Source organism: Arthrobacter sp. Rue61a, assembly GCF_000294695.2.
GTDB classification, from domain to species: domain Bacteria; phylum Actinomycetota; class Actinomycetes; order Actinomycetales; family Micrococcaceae; genus Arthrobacter; species Arthrobacter aurescens_A.
In genome coordinates this window covers 1175124-1190732 of sequence record NC_018531.1, presented here as the reverse complement: position 1 = coordinate 1190732, position 15609 = coordinate 1175124, and the positions used below count along the sequence as shown (strand labels likewise).

Annotated in this window: 14 protein-coding genes; 5 read left to right on the top strand and 9 right to left on the bottom strand. The window is 60.2% G+C overall.

Translation table 11 applies throughout. From position 1 onward, the window contains the following. The first annotated feature begins 2 nt into the window (after window positions 1-2). The gene (locus ARUE_RS05580) at window positions 3-932 is read left to right on the top strand and encodes a hypothetical protein (protein WP_286140270.1); all 930 of its coding nucleotides are present in this window, start codon (window positions 3-5) and stop codon (window positions 930-932) included. Window positions 933-1009: 77 nt separating this feature from the next. Here the strand turns inward: ARUE_RS05580 and cspE are convergent, their stop codons facing one another. Beyond that, window positions 1010-1213 (bottom strand): transcription antiterminator/RNA stability regulator CspE, encoded by a 204-nt coding sequence (gene cspE, locus ARUE_RS05575; RefSeq protein ID WP_011773907.1) that lies wholly within the window; start codon window positions 1211-1213, stop codon window positions 1010-1012. A 310-nt stretch (window positions 1214-1523) separates the two neighbouring features. Between cspE and ARUE_RS05570 the strand changes: the two genes are divergently transcribed. Genes ARUE_RS05570 through ARUE_RS05560 form a run of 3 tightly spaced genes read left to right on the top strand, consistent with a single transcriptional unit; the run spans window position 1524 to window position 4118 of the window. Then, on the top strand, window positions 1524-2768 hold the full coding sequence (locus tag ARUE_RS05570; RefSeq protein WP_014921023.1) for a flavin-containing monooxygenase: 1245 nt from the start codon (window positions 1524-1526) through the stop codon (window positions 2766-2768). Between the two features lie 45 nt (window positions 2769-2813). Next, entirely contained in the window at window positions 2814-3188 is a 375-nt protein-coding gene (locus ARUE_RS05565) for a TfoX/Sxy family protein (protein WP_011773902.1), read from the top strand. 57 nt (window positions 3189-3245) lie between these two features. Then, a complete protein-coding gene (locus ARUE_RS05560; protein ID WP_014921022.1) occupies window positions 3246-4118 on the top strand; it encodes an SDR family NAD(P)-dependent oxidoreductase in 873 nt (290 codons plus the stop codon). A 16-nt stretch (window positions 4119-4134) separates the two neighbouring features. On the opposite strand, the gene ARUE_RS05555 is transcribed toward ARUE_RS05560, so the two are convergent. The 3 genes from ARUE_RS05555 to ARUE_RS05545 all read right to left on the bottom strand — a co-directional run bounded on the left by ARUE_RS05555 (window position 4135) and on the right by ARUE_RS05545 (window position 9255). After that, window positions 4135-5526 (bottom strand): APC family permease, encoded by a 1392-nt coding sequence (locus ARUE_RS05555; protein ID WP_014921021.1) that lies wholly within the window; start codon window positions 5524-5526, stop codon window positions 4135-4137. A gap of 311 nt (window positions 5527-5837) precedes the next feature. Beyond that, window positions 5838-6038, bottom strand: coding sequence for a hypothetical protein (locus ARUE_RS05550; protein ID WP_162486122.1), 201 nt, complete (start codon window positions 6036-6038; stop codon window positions 5838-5840). 160 nt (window positions 6039-6198) lie between these two features. Continuing rightward, the gene (locus ARUE_RS05545) at window positions 6199-9255 is read right to left on the bottom strand and encodes a DEAD/DEAH box helicase (protein ID WP_014921019.1); all 3057 of its coding nucleotides are present in this window, start codon (window positions 9253-9255) and stop codon (window positions 6199-6201) included. 627 nt (window positions 9256-9882) lie between these two features. On the opposite strand from ARUE_RS05545, the gene ARUE_RS05540 reads away from it, so the two are divergent. Next, entirely contained in the window at window positions 9883-11070 is a 1188-nt protein-coding gene (locus ARUE_RS05540; protein ID WP_014921018.1) for a TerC/Alx family metal homeostasis membrane protein, read from the top strand. A 13-nt stretch (window positions 11071-11083) separates the two neighbouring features. Here ARUE_RS05540 and ARUE_RS05535 read toward each other — a convergent pair whose 3' ends face one another. The 5 genes from ARUE_RS05535 to ARUE_RS05515 all read right to left on the bottom strand — a co-directional run bounded on the left by ARUE_RS05535 (window position 11084) and on the right by ARUE_RS05515 (window position 15599). Then, window positions 11084-11686, bottom strand: a complete 603-nt coding sequence (locus ARUE_RS05535; RefSeq protein ID WP_014921017.1) for a TetR/AcrR family transcriptional regulator — start codon at window positions 11684-11686, stop codon at window positions 11084-11086. A gap of 28 nt (window positions 11687-11714) precedes the next feature. Beyond that, the gene (locus ARUE_RS05530) at window positions 11715-12569 is read right to left on the bottom strand and encodes an alpha/beta fold hydrolase (protein ID WP_014921016.1); all 855 of its coding nucleotides are present in this window, start codon (window positions 12567-12569) and stop codon (window positions 11715-11717) included. 26 nt (window positions 12570-12595) lie between these two features. Further along, complete coding sequence (locus tag ARUE_RS05525) at window positions 12596-13591, bottom strand: NADP-dependent oxidoreductase (RefSeq protein WP_014921015.1); 996 nt, start codon at window positions 13589-13591, stop codon at window positions 12596-12598. An 89-nt stretch (window positions 13592-13680) separates the two neighbouring features. After that, entirely contained in the window at window positions 13681-14136 is a 456-nt protein-coding gene (locus ARUE_RS05520) for a helix-turn-helix transcriptional regulator (protein ID WP_162486121.1), read from the bottom strand. A 98-nt stretch (window positions 14137-14234) separates the two neighbouring features. Then, the gene (locus ARUE_RS05515; protein WP_014921013.1) at window positions 14235-15599 is read right to left on the bottom strand and encodes an MFS transporter; all 1365 of its coding nucleotides are present in this window, start codon (window positions 15597-15599) and stop codon (window positions 14235-14237) included. Window positions 15600-15609: the final 10 nt, after the last annotated feature.

Below are 15609 nucleotides of genomic sequence, written 5' to 3'. Positions count from 1 at the left end.
ATATGCGTTCTTTGCGAACAGAAGTGCGTTATCAATTGTGGGGCAGGTCAGTCTTCCTTGCTGTCGGCGGCCTGACGGTTTCACTTCTTTTCGCGTTCACCGGGAGCATCAGCAACGTGACCGCCAGGTTGGCCAGGCTACAGGTTACAGAGGCCCAGGCATTGGGTAGCGGAGTGACATTGGCGGACGCCATGGGGCATCCGAGCAATGTTGTAGTCCAAGGCGGCCAACGGATGCTGGACAATCCTGTGCGTTTTGACTACGAGGCTGCGTATTTCGCCTACCGCGCTCTCGAAGCACCGTTTGCCGTCGGCACCGGCCTGGAGATGATCACTTTCCTGGTGATCCCGCTGCTCTTCTTCGTCTACGGGTGTGGAACAGCTGTAAGTGACATTCGGCAACGCATTTTGAAGGATCGGATTGTCATAGAGGGCCCGGGGCCCTATATCGCTGCGAAGGCTGCCGCAGTGGTTCTGGTTTCATTCGGTGCGACCATGCTTGCCGCCCTTCTGAGCTTCGGAGCGGCACCCCTCCTGAAAGCCCTGTTCCTGCCCGACCTCAGCAGAGATTTTGAGTATGCCGTGGATGACTCAGGCGTGGGCAATCCGGCTGTGCAGGTTGCATTCAGCGCGGGTGTAGCAGTGCTTTTTGGTCTCTTGGGGCTCTTTATTGGGCTCGTGGCCAGGAGCATGCTCATACCGAGCTTGGCCGCTGGAGGGCTGCTCATGCTGATGCCGTTCACCTGGTCATATGATCCCCGGAACATCCTCACGGCCGCCGGTGAAGGTGTATTCAACTATTGGGGCGGATTCAACCCCCGCCCACCGCTTCCTGTGGAGACGACGTTTGGCCTGGGGATGCTGTATGGCGCTCTGGTCCTGGTGGCGCTCATTTCCATCGCGGTATGGTCACGCATGTCAAAGTTCATCTAGCCCCCAAGCACCCTGCGAGTGCAGACAAAAAAGCAGGGCCGGTCAGTGACCGGCCCTGCTTCTTAGTTATCCGAAGACTAGATAGCCTGGATGTTTACTGCCTGGGGACCCTTGGGGCCCTGCTCGACGTCGAAGGAAACCTTCTGGTTCTCTTCGAGGGAGCGGTAGCCCGAGGAGTTGATCGCAGAGTAGTGAGCGAAAACGTCCTGGCTGCCATCTTCAGGAGAGATGAAGCCGAAGCCCTTTTCGGAGTTGAACCATTTTACGGTACCTGTAGCCATTTTTTTCAGTCCTTACTGAAGGTGGAGATTGTCCCGACTTTCGGGTCTCCGGGTGTGGGGTGTTCTCCACCGTTACTTCAGAAGGTCACGATCCGGAAGGATCGTGGGGACTGCCTGAACTACCAAATGCCAAACACAACAACACCGTCAAGTCTACATACATCTGAGCAGATAGCTAGTGCTGGGAAATATTTATCCATCGGATGTTGATCGATGTCCGTCTTGAGAGCACAAAGCGCCTCTGAATACGTCCCGGATCCCACTCCGCTGTTGCCTGTTCTGAAAGCACTGCCAAGCGTAAAGTGCACCCATGGGACCGACCCCGGATACGGTCATCATCGGCGCAGGCCAAGCCGGCCTCACGACGAGCTACTGGCTGACGCAACTCGGCGTCGAGCATCTGATCTTGGATCGACGCGATTCACTCGGCGGCGCTTTCCAGGACCGCTGGGACGGCTTCTACATGAACACCCCGAACCTTTCGCTGGACCTCCCTGGGATGCCGTACGACGGCGACGACCGGGACGCTTTCATCTCCCGCGACGCTGTGGTGAACCTCTTCAGGCGGTACGCGGAGCTGATCTCCGCTCCGGTCCACACGGGTGTCGACGTCACCCGACTATCCGCGGCACCGGATGGCGGCTTCCACCTTGAAACGTCGCTCGGGAGCCTGCGTGCACGAAGCGTTGTCCTGGCAACGGGTGCCTACCAGGTTCCCAAGATCCCGGCCCTGGCCGCCAAGCTCCCTGCAGGCATGACCCAACTGCATACCAATGATTACCGCAATCCGGAGCAGCTGCCGGACGGCGCGGTGTTGATCGTCGGAACGGGTCAGTCAGGGGGCCAGATCGCCGAGGAACTCCACGCCACCGGCCGCGACATCCACCTCTCAGTCTCAATCGTCCCCGAAGCGCCCCGCCGATACCGAGGCCAAGACCTCATCTATTGGATGCTCGAAACCGGCAAACACGGCCCAGACTACGGCGTCAACGCCCTCACCACCGAGGCGCTCCCCTCCCCCGCGCTGCGCTTCGCGCCCAACCCGCTGCTCTCGGGTACCGACGGCGGCCACGCCATTCACCTCCGAGAACTCGGCCGGCGCGGCATGCACCTGCACGGCCACCTGGAGACAATCGACGACGGCGACATCACCTTTAGTGACGACCTCCCCGACCGCCTCGCGGCAGTCGAGTCGGTCTTCGCCCAACGCTCGGGAAAAGCAATTGACGCTTACATCGCAGCGGCAGGGATCGACGCGCCGGAGCAGCCTCCCCCGCCGCCAGATAGTTGGCTCCCCCTCGATCAGGTTGAGCTGAACCTCGTCGATTCGGACATCACATCCGTTTTGTGGGCAACCGGCTTCAAGCTCGACTTCGGGTTCGTCGACATGCCACTTGTCGATGAATGGGGCTACCCCAAGCACACGCGCGGTGTCACCGGGATTCCGGGTTTGTACGTCGTCGGGCTCCCTTGGCTAACCCGGCATTATTCAGCCATAGTCGGTGGCGTGGGCTTGGATGCCAGATATGTCGCTGACCGAATCTCCGGCCCGTGAACACTAATTCCACACTCAGGCAAACGCTCCCAGGAGGACGATTCCATGCAAATGCCAAAGCCTTCAGAGGCGGACAAGGAACGCTTCCGCTCGGCCGTTCCCGAAAGTCCAGACGTGGTGGTCAAGCCGATGTTCGGGAACCTCGGCGCTTTCGTCAACGGCAACATGTTCGCCGGCTTGTTTGGCCCCACCATCGGCGTCAAGCTCTCCGTGGCCGACCAGCAGGAGCTGGAGGCCAATCACCAAACGCAACCCTTCGGCCCGGAAGAGCGCCCCATGGGCGGTTACGTCGGTCTTCCCCAGTCCTGGCAGGACGACGCCGAGCAAACTGCGGAATGGGTGGCCAAGGCCTTAGAGAACGTGGCGAAACTGCCGCCGAAAGCACCGAAGGAACCCAAGGCAAAGCTGCCCAAGAAATAGGGAATTCTTCAAGCAAAAGCCCTCGCCAAAAGTGTCAGGAAGTGCTGTGATCCTGCTATGGCATCAATGAATGGGCGGGTTTCCCTCGTGACCGGTGCTACTGGCGGCCTTGGCAAGGCCATCGCTACTGCGCTGGCCCGCGAAGGAGGGACCGTCGTCGTTGTTGGCCGTTCGGAAGCACGGGCAGAAGACTCAATCCGCGACATCCATGCTGTGGTCCCCAACGCAGCGCTGGAGCCGCTGGCCTGCGATCTCTCGAGCCAGGCCTCAATCCGGTGGGCCGTTGAGGACTTCCATTCCCGTCACCAAAAGCTCAACGTGCTCGTCAACGCTGCCGGCGTGTTCCGCAAGGAACGCCAAGTGACCCCGGACGGCCTTGAAGTCACGTTCGCCACCAACGTGATGGGCTATTTCCTGCTCACCAATTTGCTCTTGGACTCGCTGAAAGGCGGTGCAGGTGCCGACGACGCCTGGACTTCGCGGGTGGTCAACATCGCGTCGAAGTATTCGGGTGGACCGTCGGTTACCAAGATCGACTTCGACGACCTCCAGACCGCCAAACGCAAGTACAGCTATACGCGCGCTACCCCACCAACAATGCTCGGCCGGGTTCTGTTGACGCAGGAGTTCGCGGAGCGCCTTCGCGGGTCGAACGTCGTGGTGAATGCCGTGCACCCGGGCCTGGTTAAGAACACGGGGCTGCTGCAGGACGTAGGCGGACCATTCCGCTGGCTGACGAACACCTTGGGCAAGCCTGCCGAGGAAGCGGCCGATACGCCCGTCTGGCTGGCGACCTCACCGGAGACTGCGGCGGTGTCCGGCAAGCTCTGGGCAAAGCGCAGGCAACTGCCGACTCCGGGCATGGGTTCCGATCCGGCCGCCCGGAAGAGGCTGTGGGAGGAATGCGCCCGGCTAGCGAAGATCCTCTGAGCTTCCGCTCAGGAAACTACGCCTCCTTCAGGTCCAGCTGCGGCGCAGGTTTGCGGAACCCTCGCGTCAAGAATGCCAGGTAGGCCAATCCCGCGCCTGCCCAAATCAGCCCGAAGGTGAACGACAGGCCACTGAGGCTGGTCCACAGCCAAATCGTGAGCACAAAGCCAATGCCCGGAAGCACAAGGTTGTGGATCACGCCACGGGCGCCGCGGACCTTCTGGTCGAAGAAGTAGTGCTTGATCACGGCCAGGTTGACCACGGAGAACGCGACCAGGGCACCGAAGCTGATCAGCGAGGAAATCGTCAGCAGATCCAACACGAAAGCCAGCAGCGACACCGCGGAGGTCAGCAGGATGGGCAACACGGGGGTGCTGAAGCGGGCGTGGAGCCGCCCCAACGCTGCCGGGAACACGCCGCTGCGGCCCATCGAATGAATGATCCGCGAGACCGAAGCTTGGGAGGTCAATGCAGATCCGAGACTGCCGGCAATGTAGGCGGCCGTGAAGAAGGCAACCAGCAACTCACCGCCCGCTGCGCCAATGACCTCGATGGCCGCCGAGTCCACGTCGTTGAAGGTGCTGACGGGGAGAACCAAGTGGCTGATGTACGCGAGTCCCAGGAAAATCATGCCGGCCAGGACTGTGGTGACCATGATGGCCCGGGGAAGATTCCGCTTGGGATCCTTGGTTTCCTCCGCGAAGGTTGAGACGGCGTCGAACCCCAGGTAAGAGAGGCAGAGAATTGCGGAGCCGGCGAAGACGGGTGAAAGTCCTTCGGCGCCTTCGGCACCCGTGAAGGGCGCCAGCAGGTCAACATTGCCGGTTCCCGTGATGGAGGAAAGTCCCAGGGCCACAAACAACACAATGAAGAGCGCCTGGAGACCCACCACCACAAAGTTGGCCTTCGCAATTGCAGTGATGCCGAGGATATTCAGCAAGGTCACCGCCACAATCGAGACGATCATGAACACCCACGCAGGAATCGCCGGGAATGCGGCTTCCATGTAGATGCCGATGAGCAGGTAGTTGATCATCGGCAGCAGCAGGTAATCCAGCAGGAGCGACCATCCAGCCATGAATCCAAGGCCTGGCCCGAAGGATCGGGTGGCATACGTGTACGCGGATCCCCCGAACGGGAACGCCTGCGACATCCGGCCATACGAGCGGGCCGTGAAGAGCATGACCACCAGGGTCACGGCGTAGGCAGCGGAGAGCCGCCCACCAGTCAGCTCTACAACGATGCCGTAGGTGCTAAAGATGGTCAGCGGCACCATGTAGACCAAGCCCAGCAAGACCAGTGATGGAACGCCGAGGACACGGCGCCAACTTTGGGAAGGCGCCTGGGCGGAGGCTGGCCCCACAGGCTTCTCGCCTGCCGGTGTATCAGTTTCAAACGTGGGGGTCATTGGGAATCCTTGTTGGTCATACTGGTGTGTGCTTGGAAGCTGCGACGCTGCAGAACTTCGTAGCGGCGACCGGATCTACGGGGTCACCGCGATCCTGAAGTGCTGGGGGTGGCTCATGGGCGCTTGATAGAGGCCGCTGGCCATGTGATGTGAGATGAAATGAATAGCGTTCATTTATTTTGACGGTGAGGCGGGTCACAGTCAATATGTGACGGGCAATTGTGGAGACTGCGGCGCACGGCCCCCGAGAACGGCGATCTTGGCGGGCTTCAACTAGCCAACGCGAACCTAACGTCAGTCCTACGTGCGAGCTACGCCGCGTCCCTCATCTTCTCGGCGCCCTGGCGCCGCTCAAGGATCACCCAAGCGACCGTCGTCGGGGCCCCGATGAGCACGATAAGTGCCATGCTCCAGAACCCGCTGATCACTTGAGTGGATTGCAGGATCACAACGGTCAACAACAGGAATGTGGATCCAATGTTCAAAATGCGGAGTTTACGTGCAGTAGTCATTTTCACAATCGTTCCCCCCTACGATGTCGTCCACGAAGCGTAACGTCTTCAGTCCAAGAAATTCTTGCGTACGCGGGTATATAGGCATGGGTGGCTTCAGTAACAAAGAAGCGGGGAAGCTGCGGGGGTTCGAATCGACAGAGCCACTCCGAGTGTTTATCTACTGCGCAGCCGCCGCCACCCCAAATACATCTGCGGGCATAGGGCGTTGCAACCTCCAAGTGATCGCTAGCGGCTTGTCCCCGGAATGTTGGACGTAGTCAAGCTGTCCCAGGCATATGTATGGAACGGTTAGGCCAGTGTCGTCCTCAGCCGTATCGCGGGTGAACAGCACTATCTGGGAGGCGTGCGTTCGTCGGTTCAGATATCGCTGACCAACTGGGCTAGTAGCTGAGGTATTGTTCTGCGACTCCCAGTGGAACAACTCGGGACTGATTGCATAGTCCTTGTACATAGTCGTAGCTGAGTGCTTCCGCTGGTCCTTATTCAAGGTGACGAAGAAAGCGTCGGTCGCCGTTGCTGCACTCCACGCCACACCCTCGCGGTGCTGCACGTTCCTTCCGCGCTCGAGCGAGCCATACTCCAGCGCGGCAAGAATTTCCTCGCGCCGGTATGTGGCATGCGAGAGTAGCGGAATGTGTTGGAGCCCAACGCCGAGCCCCTTCGGGGTGTGCTTCGATGCCGCCACGCCCAGGCTGACAATCTGCCGGATCTCGCTGCACACAAACGGATGGCTCCGCAGGTGGTCGAGCCCGTCGTCGTACGTCTTGAAACCGCCTCCGTCGTCCCAAAGGGTGTAGAACAACATCCGCGCGAATGTCTGTTCCCGTGGCCCCAGGTCCGCGTAGCGGGGTGCATCCGCGCCTACAAGCATGGTGTAAGCCGCAGCCCGCTCGGGATCATCGACGTGGATGAAGGCAGCCATACGTCCCAGGAGCTTCTTCTCCTCCGTATGCGAACGGTCGTGGTGGGTTCCCTTGAGCACGGACTCAAGACCCGAGAAGCCCTCAATCAATTGCGCTTGGCGGAGGTAGCTCGTCCACGAGTCCCGGGTTGACCGGTAGATGGACTTCAGGTCGCTGCCCGATTCTCGCAGATACGCAGCCAACTCGGTTTCCGCATAGGAGGCTATGTCCCTAACCAACTGCGCGCGGTTGAAACGCAGCTGCGCCTTGATGTTATCCAGGACCACCTTCTGCGCCACCCTATCGAGCACGATTTGTGAGCCCGACGGAAGGAACGGAAACTCGTCCTCGACCGCTTTCTTCAGATCCGTCCGCCCGTACCCTGTCAGAGCCCGATAACGGAGATCGAACCGGAATTCACGGCGCTGTTGGCCAATGAAATCCAGGACAGTGAGAACAGCCTTATCGTCCGCTCGGCGCAAGCCGCGTCCCAGTTGCTGCAAGAAGATTGTGGCGCTCTGGGTGGGCCGCAGCATCAGAATGGTGTCCACCTGCGGGATATCCAGGCCTTCATTGAACAGATCCACAGCAAAAATGCAGTTGATTTCACGGTTACGAAGCTGTTCGAGAGAGCGTGCACGTTCCGCCTCGTCAGTGCCACCGTCCACGGCTACTGACGCAATGCCGGCAGCGCTGAATACCTTTGCCATGTAGTGGGCATGTTGGACCGAAACGCAGAAGCCAAGGGCTCGCATGTGTTCGGTTCCAGTTACTTTGTCTCGGAGCTCGCGGATGACCTTAGCGGCCCGGACATCATTGCCCGTGTACAAGCGATCCAGTTGACCGGTGTCGTAATTGCCGCGTTTCCATTCCACCTGGCTGAGATCTACGTCGTCAGATACGCCAAAGTAGTGAAACGGTACTAGGAGGTCGGCATCCAACGCATCCCAAAGACGAAGCTCGCTGGCAGTGCGACCGCCGAAGTACTCGTTGGCTACGTTGCCGCCGTCCCCCCGTTCCGGGGTAGCCGTAAGCCCCACAAGCTGCTGAGGTTGAAGATACTCAAGTAGTTTGCGGTATGTGGGCGCCATGGCGTGGTGGAACTCGTCGATGACAATCACGTCGAACTGGTCCGATTCAAGCGTCTCGACGCCGAGGGACGCAAGTGACTGTACCGAGGCGAACACGTGATTCCAGTGGCTCGGTTTGTGCTCTCCTACATAAAGTTCGCCGAAGGCACCGTCCTGCATGACATTCCGATACGTGCGGAGCGACTGCTTCAGAATCTCCTGTCGGTGGGCCACGAACAGCAGTGTCAACGACCTTCCAGCGGCTTCGCAAAGGCGTTGATAGTCAAGAGCAGCGATGACCGTCTTTCCGGTCCCAGTCGCGGCCACGAGAAGATTCTTTGTGAAGCCCTTTGAACGCTCAGCTTCAAGATCTTCAAGCATTTCCTCTTGATGAAGGAATGGCACCATTTCAAGCCCTGTGACAGCGTCGGGCGCCGAGGTTCGTTTGCCCCCGCTTCGTTCGAGGGCGGCGTCGAGCTTATCGCCGTCACGATCAGGATCGTAACTCTGGAATGCACGCTGTTCCCAGTAACTATCGAAAGTGACCTCAAATTTCTTGAGCAGGTCGGGCGTCGCCACAGAACTAAGTCGCACATTCCACTCGAGACCGTCCAGAAGTGCTGCCTGGCTAAGATTGGAACTGCCCACGTACGCAGTGTCAAAGCCGGTTTCCCGCCTGAAAAGCCAAGCCTTTGCATGAAGGCGCGTTGCCTGTGTTTCATAGCTGATTTTCACTTCGGCGTCGTAACGGCGCACGAGTTCATCGATGGCCCGACGTTCAGTGGCTCCCATGTACGTAGTGGTGATGACTCTAAACTTCACGCCACGCTCACGAAGTTGCTCCAGGGCTGGCTCCAGAAGCCGCAGTCCGGTCCAGCGCACGAAAGCGCAGAGGAGATCTACAGTGTTGGCTGACTCGATTTCAGTTCGGAGCTCGGCAGCCAGATTCGGCTCGTCCTTATTATTTGTAAGAAGTGCCGAATCGCTGAGCTTGGTGCTGGGGCGTCGAAGCTGTCGCCGCTTCAAGGCATCCGGCCGGTGCAGCGAGAGCAGCTGCTGAGGGCCTGGCGTGATCTGATTGTCTGTCTGGATCTCGGCCAGGAGTCGGTTTGCCAGGGCAACTCGTTCTTCTGGCCTTGCGGCTATGAGTGCGCTTCGGACGGCATCGGCGACGTGACGGGACAGTACGTCCGGTGTGTTGTTGTCGTCGACCTTAGTCATTGACGCTTGGAGCTCCGGCACCAGTTCGAGGTCGGCTGCGACGCCCGTCGTGTGGAGAAGCTCGTATAACCCCTCCGGCAGGCTAGCTCCTGCGGTCCCCCCAATGAATGTATTCACTGCGCCAGGGTATTGGGTAGGTGCGACAAAAAACAAAGATTATAGGGCGAATTCTCTTGCCACTTGTGAATAGCATTCAGTCCTTTGGGACGTCAGTCCTTTGAGAACGGATTAGGGACAAGCTCAAGATTCGCCCGCCTGTCGGCCCGGATCCCAACGCATATACAAACGCCAGTGGGGTCGTCGAGCACTACCCTCTTACAGTCACCTGAGTGTCTCCGCCTTTGACCGAAGACTTGCTCCCACATCAGCCCCCGCCCGTTGCACCAACCCCACAGCCCCCAGCACCAGCACCGCCCCCACCAATTGCCACCCCGACAACGCCTCCCTCAGGAACACGAACCCCAGCACCGTAGCCACAAGCGGGCTCAGGAATCCTAGGATGTTCAGTGACGCCAGCCTAGGAAAGTACTTTCCCAAGCTGCAGAACGCCACACAGTTATCACCAGCCACAGGGAAGCCGGTAAATTTGATCCCAGAAGTTCTGACCCTCGGTGAGTACCACGCCGCACCTCACGAAAGCAGGATCATATGACTGTCTCTCCCCTCATTTGGGGCATCACCATCGTCGTTATTCTGGCGCTGCTCGCCTTCGACTACTTCTTCCACATTCGGAAGGCGCACGTCCCGTCGCTCAAAGAAGCAGCCATCTGGTCCTCCATATACGTAGGGTTAGCCGTGCTCTTCGGAGTCCTGGTCCTGATATTCGGCGGCGGCCAAATGGGTTCGGAGTACTTCGCCGGCTACATCACGGAGAAGGCCCTCTCGGTGGACAACCTCTTCGTGTTCCTGATCATCATGGCGAGCTTCAGGGTCCCGCGTGAAGATCAGCAGAAGGTCCTTCTCTTCGGCATCGTATTCTCGCTGATCGCCAGGACCGGCTTCATTTTTCTGGGCGCTGCGCTGATCAACTCGTTCGCCTGGGTGTTCTACATCTTCGGCCTCATCCTGCTCCTGACGGCCGGTAACCTGCTCAAGCCGGGCGACCACGGCGACAATCAAGCCAACAACTTCATCATCCGGATGGCCAAGAAGTTCTTCCACACCACGGATAAGTACGACGGCGACAAACTCTTCACCATGGTCAACGGCAAGAGGGCCCTTACTCCCATGCTGCTGGTAATGGTGGCCATCGGCGGCACGGACATCCTGTTCGCCCTGGACTCCATTCCGGCGATCTTCGGCCTGACGCAGAACGTCTTCATCGTCTTCACAGCCACAGCGTTCTCACTGATGGGCCTGCGCCAGCTCTACTTCCTGATCGACGGCCTGCTGGACCGCCTCATCTACCTCTCCTACGGCTTGGCTGCCATCCTCGCGTTCATCGGCGTCAAGCTGATCCTGCACGCCCTGCACGAGAACAACTTGCCGTTCATCAACGACGGCGAGCACGTCAACGTCATCGAAATCACCACGGGCCTTTCGCTGAGCGTCATCATCGGCGTCCTGATCATCACCGTGGTGCTCTCACTGATAAGCCCCGCGGGCAAGGCCCAGACTGCTATCAACAACGCCCGCCGTCACGCCGTCAACTACCTCGACCTCGACTACACGGCCGACGCCAACGAGCGTGAGCGCATCTACCGGGCATTGACTGCGGAAGAAGCCCAGATCGTGCAGATGCCTATGAAATACAGGAATAAGGCCAAGGACGTGGAGACCATCCGCGAGCAGGTCGCCGAAGCGCACCGCCAACACGAGGCGTTCCTCAACCGCTAAGGCCCGTCAAACGTCAGGCGCCCAGGAGCACGCTGATCTGATCCCGGATCTCGTCGCCAACCTGGGCGTCTGTGAATCCCATGGTGGCCGACGACGACATGCTGACGAACATGATCGATGAAATAATCCGCGCCAGCTTCGCCGGATCGCGCGCAACCAGCTGATCGTCCCGGCCAAGGATCTCGGCGATGGCTTCTTCTGTGCGAATGGTGAGAGACAGCGCTTCTGCATGGTGCGGCTCGGCGGGATCCCCGAAGACGATTTCCTTCAGGTAGGTTCGGCCGTTCTCGATCTGGACTCGGTTGCACTCAATGATGGGACTGATGATGGCCATCACTGCGTCGAGAACAGCCTTCTCCGTGGAAGCGGCCTCAACGCCCGAGGCGAGCGCCTCAGCGTATTTCATGTTGTGTACCAGCAGCAGCAGCTCCGCCTTGGTCTTGGCGTAGAGGAACAAGGTTCCCGATCCGACGTCGGCCTTTTCAGCCACCTGCTGGGTGGTGACCTCATCCACTCCGTATTGGGTGAAAAGTTCTCGTGCGGCCGCGGTGATGCGGTCAAGCTTCTCCTGCTTATTCCGCTCACGTCGGCCAAGTGTCTGGGGCGCAGGCTGCATTCAGCTACCGTACCAGCGGTCCGCCAAATCAGCGGCCAAGAAATTCGAGGGCTACTGGGACAAACCTGTCATGGAATTGGAAGATGCCGCCGTGCCCTGAATCGGGGTAGATGACCAGCTCGCTGCCCGGAATCCTTCGGTGCATGTCGCCGGAAAGCTTGGAGGGCACCATGCGGTCGTTGTCGCCGTTGGCGATCAGCGTCGGCTGGGTGATGACTCCCAGATCGGCCGACGGCGACAGCCCCCACCGCCTGATGGCCTTCAGTTGGGTCTGGAACGCCTGGAGCTTGATGGGCGCCTCGCGGTTGGTGGTGCGTTCCTTGAGCCGATTAATGAACGCCCTCGCAGCGGGCTTGCCGGCGGTGTTCCGGTTGAAGAACAGGAACTCCTTGGGGTCCTGCCGGGTGAGGGTAGCCCTGAGCATGTCGTAATAAGTGATACCGATGATTTTCTGGATGCCTTCCCCGCCAGCAGGACCGGTACCAGCCAGGACAAGTTTGCGGACAAGCCCGGGATCCTTCACTACCAGCGACTGGGCGATCATGCCACCGAGCGAGAAACCGAAGAGATCCACCTTCTGATACCCGAGGGCGTTGATGAAGCTCGCGGCGTCGTCGGCCATGCTTTCGATGCTGTCCGGGACGGTTCCCGTTGAGGCGCCCACGCCGCGGTTGCTGAACGTGATCACGTGATGTTTCTCGGCGATGGGATCGATGATGCGCGGGTCCCAATTGTCCATAGTCCCGGCGAGATGAATCAGGAAGACTACTGGGATTCCGCCCTTGGGCCCCATTTCACGGTATGCGTAGCTGACCCCGTTAGCCGTCACGGTTTTAGCGGGCACCTGGAGGTAGCTGCTCTGGTTTTGCTGTTCACTGCTCATGATGTTCGTCCTGTCGGTGTGAGTGGTTAGAGATGGCTAACAACGGTCTTGCCGCGGACCCCGCCCTTATCAAGGGCTGCCAGAACGTCGGAGGTCTGATCGAACGGAATGACCCGTCCCACTATTGGCTTGATGTCTCCGGCGTCGATGAGTGCTGCGATCTCGCGCAACTGCTTGCCGTTGGCCTGCATGAAGAGGAACTCGTACGTGACTCCCAACCGGCGGGCTTGGCGGCGGATCCGCGAGCTGAGCAGGGTCATCAACCCGAGCAGAACTGGGTTTCCGCCCAGCTGGCGTGCGAAGCCGGCATCCGGCGGCCCTGCGATGCCAATGGCCCGGCCACCTTTCTTCAGGACCTTCAAGGAGCGCTCCAGGTTCTCGCCCCCGAGGCTGTCCAGGACCAGGTCGTAGTCGTGAAGGATCTCCGTGAAGTCCTCGGTCCGGTAGTCGATCACCACATCCGCTCCGAGTTCCCGAACAAAGCCCCTGTTCCCGGCACTGACCGTAGTAGCTACCGTGGCCCCGAGGTACTTAGCGAGCTGGATAGCGATGGAGCCCACTCCCCCGGCACCCGCGTGGATGAGTACCTTCTGGCCCGGACCCACGGAGCCCCGCTCAACGAGTGCCTGCCACGCGGTCAACGCCACCAGCGGAAGCGAGCCGGCCTCTTCCATACTGATAGTTGCCGGCTTGATGGCCAGGTCTTCCTCGGCGACAGCGACTCGCTCCGCGAACGTCCCGATGCTGTCATTGCCGGGGCGTGCAAACACCTCGTCGCCGGGTTTGAAGGACCGCACCTTCGCCCCGATCTGCACAACGGTACCGGCCACATCATGGCCAAGAACCTGCGGCAGCTTGTAGGGGAGGACCTGCTTGAACTCCCCCAGCCTGATCTTCTCGTCGAGCTGGTTCAGTCCGGCGGCTTTCACTTGGACCAGCACGTCATGATCCCCGAGCACGGGCTCCGGGACGTCTATCTGCTGCAACGGTTGCTTGTATTGGGTGAGGACGAAGGCTTTCATGGAACGCTCCTTGGATACTTACTGACTTAACTCAATTATGAGCGCACTCAGTAATTTGGTCAAGGAGCAGTTCTATGGCTTGACGGCGCTTACCCCGGGAGGGAAGGACGCGGACCTGCGGTACCCACTCGGGCTGACCCGTACTCGCGCGAAAACGCAGCGCTGAACGTGAAGGCGTTGCTGTAGCCGACTTCCTCGGCGATCACGGCAGTGGTGACGGCGCTGGACGCCAATCTGTCCGCGGCCAGCACCAGTCGCCACGTAGTCAGGTAAGCCATGGGTGACTGCCCGACGGCGGCACGGAAGCGGGCGGCCATGGTCGCCCTTGAGACGTGGCACCTGAGCGCCAATTCAGCCACGGTCCATGGCGCCGCCGGTTCCTGGTGCAGGGCCGCGAGTGCCCGGGTAACGATAGGATCGCGGGTTCCAGCGGCCCAACTCGGATTGCCGGATTCGGCGCGGTCTGCGTTGATGCGCACCAACTGCAGCAGGAGAAGGTCCAAGATCCGCCGCTCAACAACCGCTTGCTCCAGGGCGCCAGCCACGATTGGAGCCAGTTCTTGCGGGGCTGGGTTCCGGCAAATCACGTACACGCAGCACTCTCCATTGCTGGCGCGGTGGGACTGCTGATCCCGCTAAACCCCTAAACCGCTGGCTTCCGCCACATCACCGCAAGCACCAGCACTACAACACTGAGGCCAAGCATCACCAGGACCATGGTCCCCCAGTTCGCCTGGTTCACGCCCGGGCCGTAGAGCACGCCAATCAGTACGGTTGCGGTGATGGCTCCGAGGTAGCGGCAGGTCTGGAAGATACCGGCGGCCACTCCCCGTTCTTCGGGACGGGCAGAAACGTAGAGGCCTTGGTTAGACGCTGTGCTGACCACCCCGTACGGCACACCCATCAAGGCCGTCAGCACGAACACCAGCGGCGCCCACAGAGTCATGGTCAGGAACCCGAGAGTGCCGGCCGCAATAGTCAGGATCAGCACCCCGGTGATCAGAACGGGACGCACGCCGAACCGCTCAATGAACCGCACGGTTAGTGGCGTCACCACAACCGACAACGCCGCGAGGGGCAGCATGAGCAGGCCCACCACGCCGGCGTCGTAATGCCCCGCCTCCTGCAGCAATTGCGGAAGGCCGAAGAACGCAAAGTAGTAGACGCCGCTGAACACGACGAACAGCAGGTAGACCAGCAGCAGCGGCCGGTTCCGGCCCAACAAGCGGAGGTCCAGGAACGGCGGTTTGAAACGCAGCTCGCGCCAGGCGAACAGCGCGCCGATCACGGTGGCAGCACCCAAAAGATACCAGCGGTAGCCGGGCAGCACGTTGAGCAACGCCATCATGGCCAGCATGAGCGAGGTGACGAAGGCCAGGATGCCGGGGATGTCCGAATCGCGGATCAGTTGGCCGAGCCTGCCGGTCTCACGCCCGGAATCCACAGGCGCCACTTTGTAGACCACGATCATGGCCAGCAAGGCGATGGGCACATTGATCGCGAAGAGCGCCTGCCACCCGACCAGGCTCACCAAGAGCCCTCCCACCACGGGCCCAACAGCCGCCGCCGAGGTGTTCGCCATCTGGATCCGGCCCAACGGCCGCGTGGACGGCAAATTGGCCAGCCGGCTCAGCTCGGTGACCATCACGACGGCGGACGGGTACGCCGTCGCGGTCCCTACAGCCATGAGCGCGCGGGCCACACAGACCAAGGCGAAGTTGGGCAGGAACGGCGCGATCGCGCATGTGACCGCCACCAGGGCCATGCCGAACATGAACAGGCGTCGCGGACCGAAACGATCTGCGAGCCGGCCCATCAGGGGCTGGCCGGCGGCGGATGCGAGATAGAACGAGGTGATCACCCAGGTGACGGTGGCGACGTCGAGCTCGAAATGCTCCCGCAACACCACCAACGCGACGGCGATCATGGACGAGTTCAGCGGGTTCAGCGCCGTCCCGAGGCTCAGCGCAGCAATTGCGAGGCCGGGACGAGGTTTGTTGGCGGTCACCCGTCCAAGT

Excerpts from the sequence above, each read along its gene's own strand:
- ARUE_RS05580 (WP_286140270.1), top strand. The coding sequence starts at position 3 with ATGCGTTCTTTGCGAACAGAAGTGCGTTATCAATTGTGGGGCAGGTCA.
- cspE (WP_011773907.1), bottom strand. The coding sequence starts at position 1,213 with ATGGCTACAGGTACCGTAAAATGGTTCAACTCCGAAAAGGGCTTCGGC.
- ARUE_RS05570 (WP_014921023.1), top strand. The coding sequence starts at position 1,524 with ATGGGACCGACCCCGGATACGGTCATCATCGGCGCAGGCCAAGCCGGC.
- ARUE_RS05565 (WP_011773902.1), top strand. The coding sequence starts at position 2,814 with ATGCAAATGCCAAAGCCTTCAGAGGCGGACAAGGAACGCTTCCGCTCG.
- ARUE_RS05560 (WP_014921022.1), top strand. The coding sequence starts at position 3,246 with ATGGCATCAATGAATGGGCGGGTTTCCCTCGTGACCGGTGCTACTGGC.
- ARUE_RS05555 (WP_014921021.1), bottom strand. The coding sequence starts at position 5,526 with ATGACCCCCACGTTTGAAACTGATACACCGGCAGGCGAGAAGCCTGTG.
- ARUE_RS05550 (WP_162486122.1), bottom strand. The coding sequence starts at position 6,038 with ATGACTACTGCACGTAAACTCCGCATTTTGAACATTGGATCCACATTC.
- ARUE_RS05540 (WP_014921018.1), top strand. The coding sequence starts at position 9,883 with ATGACTGTCTCTCCCCTCATTTGGGGCATCACCATCGTCGTTATTCTG.
- ARUE_RS05535 (WP_014921017.1), bottom strand. The coding sequence starts at position 11,686 with ATGCAGCCTGCGCCCCAGACACTTGGCCGACGTGAGCGGAATAAGCAG.
- ARUE_RS05530 (WP_014921016.1), bottom strand. The coding sequence starts at position 12,569 with ATGAGCAGTGAACAGCAAAACCAGAGCAGCTACCTCCAGGTGCCCGCT.
- ARUE_RS05525 (WP_014921015.1), bottom strand. The coding sequence starts at position 13,591 with ATGAAAGCCTTCGTCCTCACCCAATACAAGCAACCGTTGCAGCAGATA.